Raw genomic sequence first — 15,229 nt, 5'->3', positions numbered from 1 at the left:
TGACTTTGTGTTTTTTTAGAAGTAACATGTCTATCTGGATTATTTCTTAACAAATAGGAGGAAGAAATGGCAAATTCAAATGAACAAGTCACCGGGAAACCGATGAATAAAATTGCCATGATGGCCTTGCTGATGATTGGTTCTTTCGTAATCATCTTGATGCAGACCTCATTGGGAACGGCGTTGCCCGCTTTAATGACGGCGTTTAACGTTGATTCAGCCACGGTTCAGTGGCTGACGACCATCTTCTTGATGGTCAACGGAATCATGGTGCCGGTTTCGGCATACATGACGACTCGAATTCCAACTAAGTACCTTTATCTTTCGGCACTGGCCGTTTATATTTTGGGAACCTTTATGGCCTGGACGGCCCCAACTTCAGCCTTCTGGGTAATGATGCTGGCCCGTGCGCTTCAAGCCATGGCAGCTGGAATCGTGATGCCTTTGATGCAGGTTGTTGCTTTGACCCTCTTTTCTGAAAACTCCCGAGGTAAGGCCTTGGGTTCAATTGGATTGGTGATCGGAATGGCACCTGCCATTGGACCAACGCTTTCTGGTTGGATCTTGGATGGTAAGCACAAATTCTTGGGCTTGACCTGGGGTGGCGACTGGCGTTCAATCTTCGGATTGGTGCTGCCACTGGCCATCATCGTTTTCTTCCTTTCCATCTTCTACTTCAAGAACGTCTTGGAAACCCAGAAGGTTTCTTTGGATATTCGTTCATTGATCGAATCAACGGTCGGCTTCGGCTTTTTGCTCTTTGGATTTGCCATGGTTTCAAACCACGGTTGGGGATCCTTTAGCTACGTCATCACGCCAATCATTGTTGGTGTCTTGGTGATTGCAGAGTTTACCCGCCACCAGTTGCACATGGAAAAGCCATTCTTGGATGTCAAAGTTTTGATGAACAAGCAATTTGCTTTGACGACGACCATGGTGTCGTTGACGTTCATCGCCATGTTGGGTGTTGAAATGGTCTTGCCAACCTACATGCAAACGGTTCGCGGCTTGACTGCTTTGGATTCTGGTTTGACTTTGTTGCCTGGTGCTTTGATGATGGGCTTGATTTCACCAATCGCCGGCTCGTTTTACGATAAGTACGGTGCCAAGCGTTTGGCCATCTTCGGCTTTGCTTTGGTCACGATGGCGACCCTGCCATACTACTTCTTGACGGCAGAAACACCAACGATTTACATCACGGCCTTGTACATGGTTCGAATGGCCGGTATCGCCTTCACGATGATGCCGCTGACTTCATCTGCCATGGGTGCCTTGCCTAAGGAACAAAATGCACAGGGAACGGCCGTTAACAACACGGCCCGTCAGATTGCCGCTTCACTTGGAACGGCTGTTTTGGCCTCTGTTATGCAATCGGTTGCAAATGATAACATGCCAGCCAACTCACTTAAGGCAGCTGATCCATTGGCTTACGGTTCAAAAGCGATTACGGCGACCTTGGATGGTTTCCACACCTCCTTCTTCGTGGCGGCTTGCTTTGCTTTTGCTGCCTTCGTCTTGGCTTTCTTCTTGCACAGTGGCAAGGTGAACCAACCAGAAGGAAAGGAGAAATAACATGATCATTATTCTATTAATTCTCTTTGTCATCCTGGCCTTTTTCGCCATTATGTTGGTGAAGGATGCTAAGTTGCGTTGGTTGTACACGGCCTTGTCATTTGCTGCCGTTGCCTTCTGCCTTGTTTTGATCACGGGAAACGCCCACGATCACTGGGGTATGAAGGTGAAGACCACAACGAAAAAAGTCCAAATTTACTCGGCCCAAGACCAAAACACTTACGGCGTTTTGGCCTATCAACCGGTGGGGACTTCCGGCCGCGAAAAGGCCTTTGTTTATAAGGCAAGCACCACGGCTAAGGAAGCAACGGTGGCAAAGCCCGACTTGAAGACGAAGACGGCCATCCAGGATATTGATGGCAACCAGGCCTTCCAAGTCACAAAGACTAAGGAATACATTTACGATAACGGCTTCTACCAGTTCCTCTTCGGTTGGGCTGGTAACAATCACGAAGTCAAGTCCAAGCAGGTGACTTACCAAGTCCCTGCCACTTGGATTGCCTTGTCGACGCAGGACGGTGCCAAGTTGAAGGCCATCTTGGCACAAAAGATGGGGGATGCCGACTTTATTTCTTGGATCCAACAAAACAAGCAAGAGGCAGCCGACGACCCTGATCAAGCAGCCAAGGATGCGGTTTCTTACTATAAGAACGTCTTAGCTAATGGCTAAAGATAGTATACTTTTGTAATTATTTTGTAACGTTTGAAACATTATTTAGCGAATTCATTGTAAAGTTGATTCGACTATGCTACACTTAACTTGTATTTAAGTTTGAATTTTGATTTTGATTTGTTTTTTTCGGAAGGCGTCATACCAAAACCATCATATTTATATACATCACACAGATGGGATGAACCCAAAGGAGAAACAATCATGGAAAAAGGCACTGTAAAGTGGTTTAACGGCGAAAAGGGCTACGGCTTCATTACTCGCGAAAACGGTGAAGATGTGTTCGCACACTTCTCAGCTATCCAAGGCGAAGGCTTCAAGACTTTGGAAGATGGCCAAAACGTAACGTTTGATGTTGAAAACTCAGACCGCGGTTTGCAAGCTGTTAACATCGTTAAGGACTAATTCATCGAATTAGTTTAAAAGCACAGACATTTGTCTGTGCTTTTTCTTTTGCCCGAAAGCCTGCAAAGAAGCGGGGGAATGTTGTATAATAAACAAGAATTATTCAAGCAAACAAAGGAGCTAGAACATGGCAAAATTAGTTTTGATCCGTCACGGACAAAGTGAATGGAACGCATTGAACTTGTTTAACGGTTGGGTGGACACGAAGTTGTCTGAACAAGGAATTGAACAAGCCAAGCACGCGGGTGAATTGTTGAAGCAAGAAGGGATTGCCTTTGACCAAGCCTACACGTCAGTTTTGACTCGTGCTATCACGACTTTGCACTACGCTTTGGAAGAAGCTGGTCAACTTTACGTTCCAGAAGAAAAGTCATGGCGTCTAAACGAACGTCACTACGGTGCTTTGCAGGGACAAAACAAGGCGGAAGCCGCTAAGAAGTGGGGAGACGAACAGGTTCACATCTGGCGTCGTTCATACGATGTTTTGCCTCCATTGCTTGAAAACTACGAAGAAACAGTTGAAGTACAGGGTAAGACTTACCCTGCTTTTGACGCTCGCTATGCCGATGTTCCTTACGGTGAATTGCCATTGGGTGAAAACTTGAAGGTTACTTTGGAACGTGTTTTGCCTTTCTTTGATGAAAAGATCAAGAAGGACTTGGAAGCTGGCAAGGACGTTGTCATCGCTGCCCACGGAAACTCACTCCGTGCCTTGGTTAAGCACTTGGAAAAGATCTCTGATGATGACATTTTGAACGTTGAAATTGCCAACGGACAACCAATCGTATATGATTTGAACGCTGATTTGTCAATTAACGACAAGAAGACGTTGAAGTAAAAATAAAAAGCCTACTGAAACTCACGTTTTAGTGGGCTTTTTCTGCAGGAAAACAGGAGCGCATCATGCAAGCAAAAAACGACAATAACGCCCCACGCTACTCACTTTATGAACGACCACCCTTTCCAACACTAGTTGGCTTGTCACTGCAACATCTCTTTTCGATGTTTGGTGCGACGATTCTCGTGCCCTTGTTGGTTGGTCTGAATCCCGGCGTGGCACTCTTTTCATCTGGAATCGGAACGCTGATTCACTTACTCGTGACAAGGGGCCGGGTTCCAGCCTACATGGGCTCTTCCTTCGCCTTTATCATTCCGATGACCTCCCTTTTAAAAACCTTTGGCTATCCGGCAGTTGGGCAGGGCGTTGTGGCCGTTGGTTTATCCTACCTGGTCATCGCCTTAATCGTTGCCAAAGTCGGAACCGGCTTTATGGACAAAATCTTTCCACCCGAAGTCGTCGGACCGGTCATCATGGTGATTGGTCTTTCCCTAGCGGAAACGGCGGCTCAGTCCGGTACACAAATTAACGGGCACTACGATTGGCGGGCCTTTTTGGTTGCGTCTTTGACGCTACTGGTGATGATTTTTAGTAACCAATACCTAAAGGGCTTTCTTGGTATGATTCCGGTTTTAATTGGGATTGCCTTTGGCTATTGCCTGGCCTTGGTCTTTGGCTTGGTCGACTTGTCTCCTGTGCAAAGCGCCGACTGGTTTTCAATGCCAAAGTTCGACTTTCTCTTTATGAACCACGGGCACTTTGACGGGGCCTTCTACCCATTGGCCATGTTGACCATGGTTCCGCTGGTTTTGGTCACGCTCTCGGAACACCTGGGTCACTTGCTGGTCTTGAAGAAGATTACGGGGCATGACTTTTTCGTGGATCCCGGTTTGAACAAGACGCTTGCAGGCGATGGTTTAGCCTCCGTCTTTGCTGGTTTGGTCGGCGGTCCTGCCGTGACCTCCTATGGTGAAAACATCGGGGTGATGCAGCTGTCCAAGGTTTATTCGGTCTGGGTCATTGGTGGAGCCGCTGTTTTGGCTTCTGGCTTTGCCTTCATTGGCAAGCTGTCGGCCATGATCCAATCCGTTCCAGCCGCTGTGACCGGTGGTGTCGGATTAATGCTTTACGGTGTGATTGCCACGGCCGGTCTGCAGGTTTTGGTGGACAACAAGGTCAACTACAGTCAGAAGCGAAACTTATTAATTGCCGGACCGGTCATGGTGATTGGAATTGGAAACTTCCATTTGGCCCTTTCCTCCCAAGTGGACTTTTCCGGTGTGGCACTGGCAACGGTGCTGGGGGTTATCCTAAACCTCCTGCTCCCAAAGGAAGGAAGAGCGGCCAAATAAGGCGCTTTAAAAACACATGATTTTTTTATCATTGTTTGGATAATAATTCACAAAAAGCAAAAAAATGTCCTTTATTTTACGCGTTTTTTGTAAAATACGAAGGCCTTAAATTTTAATTTTATTGTTATAAAAGGCTTAATAAAGCCTTTTTATGGCATTTCAACAACAGAAATTCGTTTCTGTTGCATAAAAAGGCAGAAGAAAAAAATCTTCCCTTTTTTGTTGTGAAATAAGCACAAAATCACTTGTATTTAGAAAATAGTGGGCGTATTATTGGGGGTATATTTTGAGGTAGAAGATGATGTCTTGCGTCAAAATAGAAACATGCAGAAAGGAGAAAACCGATGGATGAAGCGACATCAACCTTTTCTTTCCTGGGTTTGACTTTCACCTGGACAACAGTGCTTTCGACTTTACTGGCGATGACCGTTGTTGTCTTGTTGGCAGTCTTTCTCACACGGAAAGTGGCCATTCGGCCGAGTCGTGGTCAAAACGTCATTGAATACGTTTTGGACTTTATAAGAGGAATCTTGGGCGACCAGTTGCCGAATAATCTCGCTCGTCAGTTTGGGCTTTACGGCTTTACCCTGTTCTTGTTCTTGGTCGTTTCAAACGAAATGGGCCTCCTTCTTCAGGTGAAGAACGCCTCTGACGTCACCTTGATTAAATCGCCAACGGCTGATCCACTCATCGCCTTTAGTTTGGCTATCATGTCCTTGACGCTAGCCCACGCAACCGGAATTAAAACGCTTGGTTTTGGTGGCTATCTGAAGAACATGTTTTTGAAGCCATACGCAGCGATGTTTCCGCTAAACGTAGTCGAACAAGTGACCAACTTCTTGACGCTGGCACTGCGACTCTTTGGAAACATCTTTGCGGGTGAGCTGATGTTGAACTTGTTGGCAAGCATGGCCTTTTCATTACACGGCTTCGGCTGGATTGCCGCCTTGCCGCTTGAAATGGCCTGGCAGGCCTTCTCATTATTGATCGGTGGGATCCAGGCCTACGTCTTCGTGATGTTGACGGCTGTCTTCACGGCCCAGTTGTCGGGTGAAGAATAGGAACTGACTGCTGATCTTGCAGACGCGGGGGACCGTTATCATCCAATAGTAAAGAAGAAAGCTCTTTCGTATTTAAAGGAGAAAGCAAATGGATTTACAGAACTTAGGTGTCATTGCAGCTGGAATCGCCTTCGCCGGAGCCGCCATTGGTGGTGGTATCGGTGTTGGTGTGATGTACTCACAGTTTTTGGCCGGTATGTCTCGCCAGCCTGAATTGGCTGGAAAGCTTTTGTCACGTGCCTTCCTTGGGTTGGCCTTGGCCGAAGCCCTGCCAATCATCGTTGTTGGTATGGCCTTTACTTTGATCAACAAGTAAGAGGACCTTTAGAGGAGATAGAAGATGGCGCAAACATTAATTATGACAAAGGCAATGCCACTTGGTGATATGGTCTTTATTATCGTCGCCTTCCTCCTACTGATGCTCATCCTGAAGAAGGTGGCCTACGGACCTTTAACACAGGTTTTGGACCAACGAGCAGATAAGATTAACAAGGACTTGGACGAGGCGGCTCAAAAGAGTCAAGACGCCGCATCCTTGGTTGATCAACGAGTTAAGGAACTGGCCCAATCAAAAGATCAGGCCAGCCAATTGATTGCGACGGCGAAGAAATCCGCCAAGGAACAATCCGACTCCCTGATTCAAGCAGCAAACACGCAGGTTGCTGGCATGCGCCAATCAGCCGAAGAAGATGCTGCTCAGATGAAGGACGATGCAATGAACACGGCGAAAAAAGACGTGGCGGACTTGTCCGTACAAATTGCATCCAAGTTGATTCAAAAAGAATTATCTGCGGATGATCAGCGGGCCTTAATCGATGCCTATTTGGCAGAATTAGGTCAGCAGTAAGGAGGACAGATGGCTAACAAGAAAGAAAAAGTCGTCGACCAATACGCCAAGGCGCTCTTGGCATACGGCGAAGACCAAGATTCTTTTGACAGCCTACTGGCTGACTTGAAAACCGTTGTCGACGTGGTAGCAAGCGAACCGAAATTAACGGCCCTGCTATCCGCCCAAACGATTTCAGAAGAAGACCAAGTCTCCTTATTGGACACGTTAACAAAGGGTGCCGATCAAGCGGTGGTGAACTTAACGAAAATTTTGTTAAGCCACCATCACTTCGCCCTCTTGGAAGACGTTTCAAAGCGTTTCGTTGATTTATATCAGGATCGTCAAGGAATTCAATCCGTGACAATCACAACTGCCGTGGCAGTTGATGATGATCAGAAGAAGCGGTTGGAAGACGCCTTTCAAAAGCAAAGCGGTGCCAAGAAGGTCGAAGCAAGCTATCGGGTTTTGCCCGACTTGTTGGCCGGCGTGTCCATGCAATCCAAGTCAATTTTGATTGACGGATCGCTGAAGACAAAGATTGCCAAATTACAGGCAGAGTTACTAGGTTAGTGAGGAAAAGACATGGCGATTCAAGCTGAAGAAATTTCTGCTTTAATTAAGCAGCAGCTCGAAAAGTTCGACACAAAGCTGACTGTAGAAGAAATTGGAACCGTTACCTACATCGGTGATGGGGTTGCACGTGCAACGGGATTGGCAAACGCCCTTTCCGGTGAATTGGTAACCTTTAACAACGGTGCGTACGGAATGGTCCAAAACCTGGAAGAATCCGAAGTTGGAATCATTGTTTTAGGTTCCTCAGACGGTATTCGTGAAGGGGACACAGTTAAGCGAACTGGTCACGTAATGGAAGTACCAGTTGGTGAAGAATTGATCGGGCGTGTCGTCAACGCTTTGGGACAACCCATTGATGGTTTAGGCGACTTAAACACAACAAAGACACGGCCTGTCGAAGCCAAGGCACCTGGTGTCATGGCTCGTAAGTCCGTTTCCGAACCCCTTCAAACGGGAATCAAGGCGATTGATGCCCTTGTTCCAATTGGTCGTGGTCAGCGTGAGTTGATCATCGGAGACCGTAAGACTGGAAAGACATCAATTGCCATCGATACAATCTTGAACCAAAAGGATCAAGACATGATCGTTATTTACGTAGCGGTTGGTCAAAAGGATTCAACGGTTCGTGAACAGGTTGAGACTTTGAAGCGCATGGGCGCAATGGATTACACCATTGTCGTGAACGCAGGGCCTGCTGAAGCAGCTGCCTTGCTTTACTTGGCACCCTATGCCGGTGCTGCCATGGGTGAAGAATTCATGTACAACGGTAAGCACGTCTTGATTGTCTTTGATGATTTGTCAAAGCAAGCAACGGCATACCGTGAGATATCCTTGATTCTTCGTCGTCCGCCTGGTCGTGAAGCCTACCCAGGTGACGTCTTCTACTTGCACTCACGTTTGCTTGAACGTGCAGCCAAGTTGTCTGACGAACTGGGTGGTGGTTCAATGACGGCTTTGCCAATCATTGAAACCCAGGCTGGTGATGTTTCGGCCTATATTCCAACGAACGTGATTTCCATTACCGATGGACAGATCTTCTTGGATGCCGATCAGTTCTACGCGGGTGTTCGTCCTGCCATCGATGCCGGAACTTCTGTTTCCCGTGTCGGAGGAGACGCCCAAATCAAGGCAATGAAGAAGGTTTCTGGAACGTTGCGTCTGGACCTGGCTTCATACCGTGAATTGGAATCGTTTGCCCAGTTCGGATCCGACTTGGATGCCTCAACGCAAGCTAAGTTGAACCGTGGTAAGCGAACGGTCGAAGTCTTGAAGCAACCATTGCACAAGCCAATGGCTGTTCAACACCAAGTCTTTGTTCTCTATGCTTTGACACACGGCTTCTTGGATGATGTTGAAGTATCCGATATCCAACACTTCCAAGAGGAATTCATTGCCTACTTGAACGCCAGCCAAAAGGCTTTGTTGGACGAAATCGTTTCAACGAAGCAATTGCCTGACACCGATAAGATGGATGCAGCAGTGAAGGCCTTTAAGGACAGCTACACGGGTTCTTCTGCTGATCAATAAAAGGAGGCAAGATGGCTTCTTTACAAGACATTAAACGGCGTATTGCCTCGACGAAAAAGACCCGTCAGATTACCTCGGCCATGCAAATGGTCTCGACGGCCAAGTTGAGTCAGATTCAACGTTCAACGACTGGTTATCACGAGTATGCCTACCGCTTAAAGGCGGTGGTTTCCCACTTGATTGAAGCCCATGTTTTGGACAACGTTGATTCTTCCCACTTACCAATGGTAGCCAAGCGACCAATCAAAAAGACTGGTTTGCTCTTGGTGACTTCTGATCGTGGTTTGGTCGGTTCATATAACGCCAATATCATCAAGAAGACAAACGCCTTGATGAAAGAACAAAACTTAACCCCAGACAATACGGTTATTTTGGCAATCGGGGGTAACGGGGCCGACTTTTATAAGAAGCGTGGCTTTACCGTTGCCTTGGATCACCGCGGGATTTCGGACGTACCAACCTTTAACGAGGTTCGCCAAGTCCTGAAAACGGTGATTTCCCTGTACGAATCAGAAGCTTTTGACTCCCTTCACTTGGTTTATAACCACTTTGTTAACCGTTTGCAGGCTGACCAACGAAACGTTCAGCTCCTGCCTTTGACAAAGGAAGTGGTCGAGGAAGCCAGGGTGGAAGAGGGCGCGGATGGACGTGAACAGTCCTTCCAAACGAATTCCGCTTATGATTCGGAGCCAGATACGACGACGGTTTTGAACGTGGTTTTGCCACAGTACATTCAATCGTTGGTCTTTGAAGCCTTGCTCGATGCAAAAACTGCCGAGCACGCCGCTTCATCAACGGCCATGTCGTCTGCAACTGATTCTGCTGATGATTTGATTTCAACGCTTGGTTTGCAATATAACCGGGCCCGTCAATCGCAAATCACGACCGAAATCACCGAAATTACCGGTGGTATGGTTGCACTGGAATAAGTATATGATGGCGGTGTTTGACACCGTATACACAGAAAGGAAACAAGCATGACTACTGGAAAAGTCGTACAAGTGATCGGTCCAGTCGTTGATGTGGCCTTTGACGAAGGCGTCGAAATTCCTGAAATCAACAACGCCTTGTTGGTTGATTTAGGGGAAGGTAAAACGCTGACGATTGAAGTTTCGTTGGCGATGGGAAACGGCGTTGTCCGGACCATTGCCATGGACGGAACCGATGGGTTGCAACGCGGTATGGAAGTGACAGACACTGGTAAGCCAATTGAAGTTCCCGTTGGGGACGCCACTTTGGGCCGTGTCTTCAACGTCCTTGGCCAACCGATTGACAACGCCGGAGCCATTGATGATTCAGTGGACCGCCACCCAATTCACCGGGCAGCACCGGCTTATGACGAATTAACAACCTCACGAGAAGTTTTGGAAACCGGAATCAAGGTCATTGATTTGCTGGCCCCATACATTCGTGGAGGTAAGATTGGACTTTTCGGTGGTGCCGGTGTTGGTAAGACCGTTTTGATTCAAGAGTTGATTCACAACATTGCCCAGGGTCACAACGGTATCTCAGTCTTTACTGGTGTCGGGGAACGTACCCGAGAAGGTAATGACATGTACCACGAAATGAAGGAATCTGGCGTTTTGAAGCAAACCGCCATGGTTTATGGTCAGATGAACGAACCACCAGGTGCACGTATGCGTGTTGCCTTGACTGGTTTGACGATGGCCGAATCATTCCGTGATAACGAAGGAAAAGATGTTTTGCTCTTCATCGACAACATCTACCGATTCACGCAGGCCGGATCTGAAGTTTCTGCCTTGCTTGGACGTATTCCTTCAGCCGTTGGTTACCAGCCAACCTTGGCTTCTGAAATGGGTAAGCTCCAAGAGCGAATTACGTCAACGAAGAAGGGTGCCGTTACTTCTATCCAGGCCGTTTACGTGCCTGCCGATGATTATACCGACCCTGCTCCTGCCACGACTTTTGCCCACTTGGATGCGACGACCAACTTGGAACGTTCATTGACGCAGCAAGGTATTTACCCTGCCGTTGATCCTTTGGCCTCAACTTCATCCGCTTTGGATCCTGAAGTTGTTGGACAAGACCACTACGAAGTGGCAACCGAGGTACAACGGACACTTCAGCGCTACCGCGAATTGCAAGACATCATCGCCATCTTGGGTATGGATGAATTGTCAGATGAAGAGAAGGTCACGGTTAACCGTGCCCGTCGTATTCAATTCTTCCTCTCACAACCATTCTCAGTTGCCGAAACCTTTACTGGTGTAAAGGGTGAATACGTCCCAATCGCTGAAACGGTTCGCTCATTCAAGGAAATCTTGGCTGGTAAGTATGATGACCTGCCAGAAGATGCCTTCCGAAACGTTGGTCCTATCGAACAAGTGGTGGACAAGGCGAAGTCAATGGCCCAATAAGGGGGTAATCCATGGCTGAACAAACACAAGAAAAGACTGGTATCACTGTTAAAATCGTGACACCTGAAGGTCAAATTTATGACCAAGCAGGTGCTGAAATTGCGGTTATTAACACTAAGGGTGGCCAGTTGGGAATCATGGCGGGCCACGAACCAATTTTGGCGGCTTTAGCCATTGATGAAATGATTGTTAAAAAAGACGATCAAAAGCGATCGCTTGCCGTTAATGGCGGTGTGGCGGAATTTTCAAACAACCTGTTGACTGTGATTGCTGATTCAGCTGAAGTGGCGGATGATATAGACATCAACCGTGCACAAAACGCGAAGAAGCGGGCGGAAGACCGTTTGGCACAGGCACAGGAAGTGAAGAACCAACGCGAAATTGATATGGCGCACGTCGCTTTGATGCGGGCCATTAACCGAATTCACGTGGGATCCGTTCAAGGCAATCGTTAATTTAGGAAGAAGACTAGCTTAGCTAGTCTTCTTTTTTCTTTAGACTTTCTTATCCCTTATTTAATCGGTACTTAATCTTTGAAAGCGTATGATAAAGGTAAGAGTAATTTCGGGGAGTGGACCATTTTCCGAAATGAGTCATAGAAAAGGAGAATACGATATGACAATTAAAAATAAGTTGTTATTTGCTGCCGGTTTGGCTGGTTCGGTTGCCCTTGGGCATCAAGCTGCTTCTGCCGACCAGGTACAACAACACACGATTAAGTCAGGGGAAACGTTGACGGCCATTGCCAAGTTGTACAACACAACGGTGGCACAGCTGGCCAAGGATAACAACATCCAAAACGTCGACCAGATTTATTCGGGTGAAAACCTGGTAATCGGGCAGGCTACTTCAAAGAACCAAGCCACAACGACAGCGACAACTGAGACACAAGCCACGGGGGCTTCAAACACGAACGCCTACACGGTGAAGTCTGGTGATAACTTGTGGACTTTGGCACAGCGTTTTAACACGTCCGTTGCTAACTTGGCTTCTTGGAACAACATCCAAAACGTGAACCAACTGTCCGTTGGTCAGGTCTTGAAGACGGCCGCCGCAACAACTGCTACGACCGCTGAGAACCAAAACAACGGGGCTGACTCACAGGCTCAGGCCGATTCAGGCGCAGCTCAAAGTCAAGCGGACGCCCAAACAGCAGCAGCTGCCCAAGCACAAGCTGATCAAGCTGCACAACAAAAGGCTCAAGCAGATGCACAGGCCCAAGCGGACGCCCAGGCAGCGGCACAAGCGCAAGCAGCTGCTCAAGCACAGGCTCAGGCTGATGCACAAGCACAACAAGCTGCCAGCCAAGCGCAAAGTGACGATAACGCGGAAAACGATGCCTTGCAGACGATTATCATGCTGGAATCTGGCGGAAACGTCAACGCCCGCAATGGTATTTACTTTGGTATCGGACAGTTGTCACCAAGCCTGCGTCAAGCATACGGCATTGGGGATAGCACGGATTACCAAGCACAGTTGCACGCCATGCAGCAATACATTGCCGACCGTTATGGTTCAGCACAAGCCGCTTTGGCCCACCACCGTCAGTACCACTGGTATTAAAATTAATTTTTTTGATTTTTCTATTGACGAGGGTAGCGTCGCCTTGCTATACTAACATAGTTGTTTGATAGCAATACCAAATAACAACTGACCATGGCCCGTTGGTCAAGTGGCTAAGACGCTGCCCTTTCACGGCGGAATCGAGAGTTCGATTCTCTCACGGGCTACTAAAAAGGTTCTACATCATTTATTGGTGTAGAGCCTTTTTTGTTTGCATTTTTCGAATTTGGCCAAAAGAAAAAGCCCTCGAAAGGGCTTTTGAATAAAAACTTCGGTCAATCATGCAACAAAAAGCTCTCGTAAGAGAGTTTTTTTACTGCTTTACTTTTGTGCCAACTGGTTAACAGGTGGGTTGAATTCACGCATGGCTTCGGCCAAGTGAACCAAACCAGTGATAAAGCGCTGCGTTGGGGCAGCAACACCGTGTTCTTCAGCCAAGTCGGCGATCCATCCATTAATGTAATCCACTTCTGTTGGACGTCCCTTAACAAAGTCTTGGTACATGGAAGGGAAGTGCAAAGGCACAACTTCGCGGGCAACGTAGTCCACTTGAACCAACATCTCTTCGCGAGTTTCAAGCAAAGTGATACCAGCTGCGTCAGCGGCATCGTAGGCTTCGTCAACCAAGGGCTTAGCGATGGTTGGAACAAATTGGTCGTATGAGAGCAAGTTTCCCATTCGTGCCTGGAACATCGTCGCGATGGAGTTTTCAACGGCGTTAAAGAACACCTTCGTCAACAACGTACCCATAAAGTTGTTTGAATAAGTTGGGTTCAAGTGGGCCGCTTGGAAGTCCTTCATGACTTCCTTGGTTTCTTCCGTTTCAATACCGGCACGATTTGAGTAGGCAGAAGCACCTGTGTTAGCCTTACCGATAAAGTCGACATCGCCATAGTCATTTAAAATCGTGGCAATCATGGCCGTTCCACCGATGATCTTCTCATCCTTGAAGTAAGACTGCAACTTTTCGATGTGGCCCATCCCGTTCATGGCACCAACGGCCACTTGATGGTCCTTGAAATGAGGCGCCATACGCTTCAAAGTCTCTTCCATCTGCATTTGCTTCATGAAGAAAATCCAAACGTCGGGATTGCCTTCATATTCTTCCGGTGAATAAATATTCACGGCCACCGGATGCTTGTCTTCGTGGTCTCGTGATTGATAAACCAAGTTTCCCTGGGCTTTAATCTTATCAACGGAGGCCTGCGTTGGTTCGACAAAATCGACGTCTTTTCCAGCCACTTCTTGGAGCAATAAACCGTAGCGCAAGCCCATGGCACCTGCCCCAACAACTGCATATTTCATACGTGAACCTCCTTTTGATTAAAGTTTTATCATTTGTTCTTAATAATATACCAATAATAAAGCGACCCTGCAAGACTTTTAACAATTCGTTATAATGAAAGAGTTAGAAAATAAAGGATACGACGTTGACATGGAAAAAGAAATTTACCTGACCGGTGATCGGCCAACTGGAAAGCTACACATTGGACACTACATTGGTTCTTTGAAGAACCGGGTGGCCATGCAAAACGAGGGGATTTATGATCCCTACATCATGATTGCCGACACACAGGCCTTCACTGACAACGCGCGCGATCCCGAAAAGATTCAGCGTTCATTGGTCGAAGTGGCCTTGGACTACTTAGCGGTTGGTATCGACCCAAGCAAGTCGACCATCTTCGTACAGTCCCAAATCCCTGCTCTGGCAGAGTTGACCATGTTTTACATGAACTTGGTTTCTTTGGGCCGTCTGGAACGAAACCCAACGGTCAAAACGGAAATTAAGCAGAAGGAATTCGGGGAAAGTATCCCCGCTGGATTCTTGACTTATCCGGTTTCCCAAGCCGCCGACATCACGCTCTTTAAGGCGACGAAGGTGCCGGTCGGTGACGATCAGCAGCCCATGATTGAACAAACCCGTGAATTGGTGCGTTCCTTCAACCACGCCTACAACACGGACATTTTGGTCGAACCCGAAGGGGTCTTTCCACCAAAGGGCCAGGGCCGTTTGCCTGGTATTGACGGCAATGCCAAGATGTCGAAGTCTCTAAACAACGGGATTTACTTGTCAGACGATGCCGAGACTTTGGCTAAAAAAGTCAAGTCTATGTACACCGACCCAACCCACGTCCGTGTGGAAGACCCCGGACACGTGGAAGGCAACGTGGTGTTCACTTACTTGGACATTTTTGATCCCGATAAAAAGCGGGTGGCTGAGTTGAAAGAACACTATCAACGGGGTGGCTTGGGTGACATGAAGCTCAAAAAGCACCTCTTGGAAGTGATGGAGGCTGAATTGGCACCAATTCGCGAACGCCGGGCCGAATACGCCAAAGATATGCCAGCCGTCATGGCCATGCTCGAAGAAGGCTCAAAGAAGGCCAACGAAAAGGCCGAAGCAACCATGAAACAGGTTCGGGCCGCCATGGGGATTAACTACTTCGGTTAACACGCTGCC

At 47.7% G+C, this 15,229-nt stretch carries 16 protein-coding genes and 1 tRNA gene; 16 read left to right on the top strand and 1 reads right to left on the bottom strand.

What is annotated here, in order from left to right; genetic code table 11:
• Window positions 1–66: 66 nt before the first annotated feature.
• The 15 genes from G6R28_RS05190 (at window position 67) to G6R28_RS05120 (ending at window position 12,935) form a co-directional block, all read left to right on the top strand.
• The gene (locus G6R28_RS05190; RefSeq protein WP_213793173.1) at window positions 67–1,572 is read left to right on the top strand and encodes an MDR family MFS transporter; all 1,506 of its coding nucleotides are present in this window, start codon (window positions 67–69) and stop codon (window positions 1,570–1,572) included.
• 1 nt (window position 1,573) lies between these two features.
• Window positions 1,574–2,242, top strand: coding sequence for a DUF4811 domain-containing protein (locus G6R28_RS05185; RefSeq protein WP_213793172.1), 669 nt, complete (start codon window positions 1,574–1,576; stop codon window positions 2,240–2,242).
• A 204-nt stretch (window positions 2,243–2,446) separates the two neighbouring features.
• Window positions 2,447–2,647 carry a cold-shock protein gene (locus G6R28_RS05180; protein ID WP_213793171.1) on the top strand — a complete coding sequence of 67 codons (201 nt, stop codon included), beginning with the start codon at window positions 2,447–2,449 and terminating at the stop codon, window positions 2,645–2,647.
• 127 nt (window positions 2,648–2,774) lie between these two features.
• Complete coding sequence (gene gpmA, locus G6R28_RS05175; RefSeq protein WP_213793170.1) at window positions 2,775–3,485, top strand: 2,3-diphosphoglycerate-dependent phosphoglycerate mutase; 711 nt, start codon at window positions 2,775–2,777, stop codon at window positions 3,483–3,485.
• 65 nt (window positions 3,486–3,550) lie between these two features.
• The gene (locus G6R28_RS05170) at window positions 3,551–4,837 is read left to right on the top strand and encodes a uracil-xanthine permease family protein (RefSeq protein ID WP_213793169.1); all 1,287 of its coding nucleotides are present in this window, start codon (window positions 3,551–3,553) and stop codon (window positions 4,835–4,837) included.
• A gap of 344 nt (window positions 4,838–5,181) precedes the next feature.
• Window positions 5,182–5,898, top strand: a complete 717-nt coding sequence (atpB, locus tag G6R28_RS05165) for a F0F1 ATP synthase subunit A (RefSeq protein WP_213793168.1) — start codon at window positions 5,182–5,184, stop codon at window positions 5,896–5,898.
• A gap of 88 nt (window positions 5,899–5,986) precedes the next feature.
• Window positions 5,987–6,214, top strand: coding sequence for an ATP synthase F0 subunit C (atpE, locus tag G6R28_RS05160; RefSeq protein WP_091503142.1), 228 nt, complete (start codon window positions 5,987–5,989; stop codon window positions 6,212–6,214).
• A gap of 24 nt (window positions 6,215–6,238) precedes the next feature.
• Window positions 6,239–6,745, top strand: a complete 507-nt coding sequence (atpF, locus tag G6R28_RS05155; protein WP_213793167.1) for a F0F1 ATP synthase subunit B — start codon at window positions 6,239–6,241, stop codon at window positions 6,743–6,745.
• Window positions 6,746–6,754: 9 nt separating this feature from the next.
• Window positions 6,755–7,297, top strand: a complete 543-nt coding sequence (atpH, locus tag G6R28_RS05150; RefSeq protein WP_213793166.1) for an ATP synthase F1 subunit delta — start codon at window positions 6,755–6,757, stop codon at window positions 7,295–7,297.
• Between the two features lie 12 nt (window positions 7,298–7,309).
• Entirely contained in the window at window positions 7,310–8,827 is a 1,518-nt protein-coding gene (gene atpA / locus G6R28_RS05145) for a F0F1 ATP synthase subunit alpha (protein ID WP_213793165.1), read from the top strand.
• A gap of 11 nt (window positions 8,828–8,838) precedes the next feature.
• Window positions 8,839–9,756 carry a F0F1 ATP synthase subunit gamma gene (locus G6R28_RS05140; RefSeq protein WP_213793164.1) on the top strand — a complete coding sequence of 306 codons (918 nt, stop codon included), beginning with the start codon at window positions 8,839–8,841 and terminating at the stop codon, window positions 9,754–9,756.
• Between the two features lie 48 nt (window positions 9,757–9,804).
• A complete protein-coding gene (gene atpD / locus G6R28_RS05135; protein WP_213793163.1) occupies window positions 9,805–11,205 on the top strand; it encodes a F0F1 ATP synthase subunit beta in 1,401 nt (466 codons plus the stop codon).
• A gap of 11 nt (window positions 11,206–11,216) precedes the next feature.
• Window positions 11,217–11,660 (top strand): F0F1 ATP synthase subunit epsilon, encoded by a 444-nt coding sequence (locus G6R28_RS05130; protein ID WP_213793162.1) that lies wholly within the window; start codon window positions 11,217–11,219, stop codon window positions 11,658–11,660.
• Window positions 11,661–11,820: 160 nt separating this feature from the next.
• Window positions 11,821–12,768, top strand: a complete 948-nt coding sequence (locus G6R28_RS05125; RefSeq protein ID WP_213793161.1) for an aggregation-promoting factor C-terminal-like domain-containing protein — start codon at window positions 11,821–11,823, stop codon at window positions 12,766–12,768.
• A 95-nt stretch (window positions 12,769–12,863) separates the two neighbouring features.
• Window positions 12,864–12,935 (top strand) — tRNA-Glu (locus G6R28_RS05120).
• Between the two features lie 154 nt (window positions 12,936–13,089).
• Here the strand turns inward: G6R28_RS05120 and G6R28_RS05115 are convergent.
• Window positions 13,090–14,073 (bottom strand): ketopantoate reductase family protein, encoded by a 984-nt coding sequence (locus tag G6R28_RS05115; protein WP_213793160.1) that lies wholly within the window; start codon window positions 14,071–14,073, stop codon window positions 13,090–13,092.
• Between the two features lie 130 nt (window positions 14,074–14,203).
• On the opposite strand from G6R28_RS05115, the gene trpS reads away from it, so the two are divergent.
• On the top strand, window positions 14,204–15,220 hold the full coding sequence (trpS, locus tag G6R28_RS05110; RefSeq protein ID WP_213793159.1) for a tryptophan--tRNA ligase: 1,017 nt from the start codon (window positions 14,204–14,206) through the stop codon (window positions 15,218–15,220).
• The last annotated feature ends 9 nt before the right edge of the window (window positions 15,221–15,229 follow it).

This window comes from Fructobacillus papyrifericola, assembly GCF_018437235.1.
GTDB classification, from domain to species: domain Bacteria; phylum Bacillota; class Bacilli; order Lactobacillales; family Lactobacillaceae; genus Fructobacillus; species Fructobacillus papyrifericola.
This window is presented reverse-complemented; position numbering and strand designations above follow the sequence as displayed.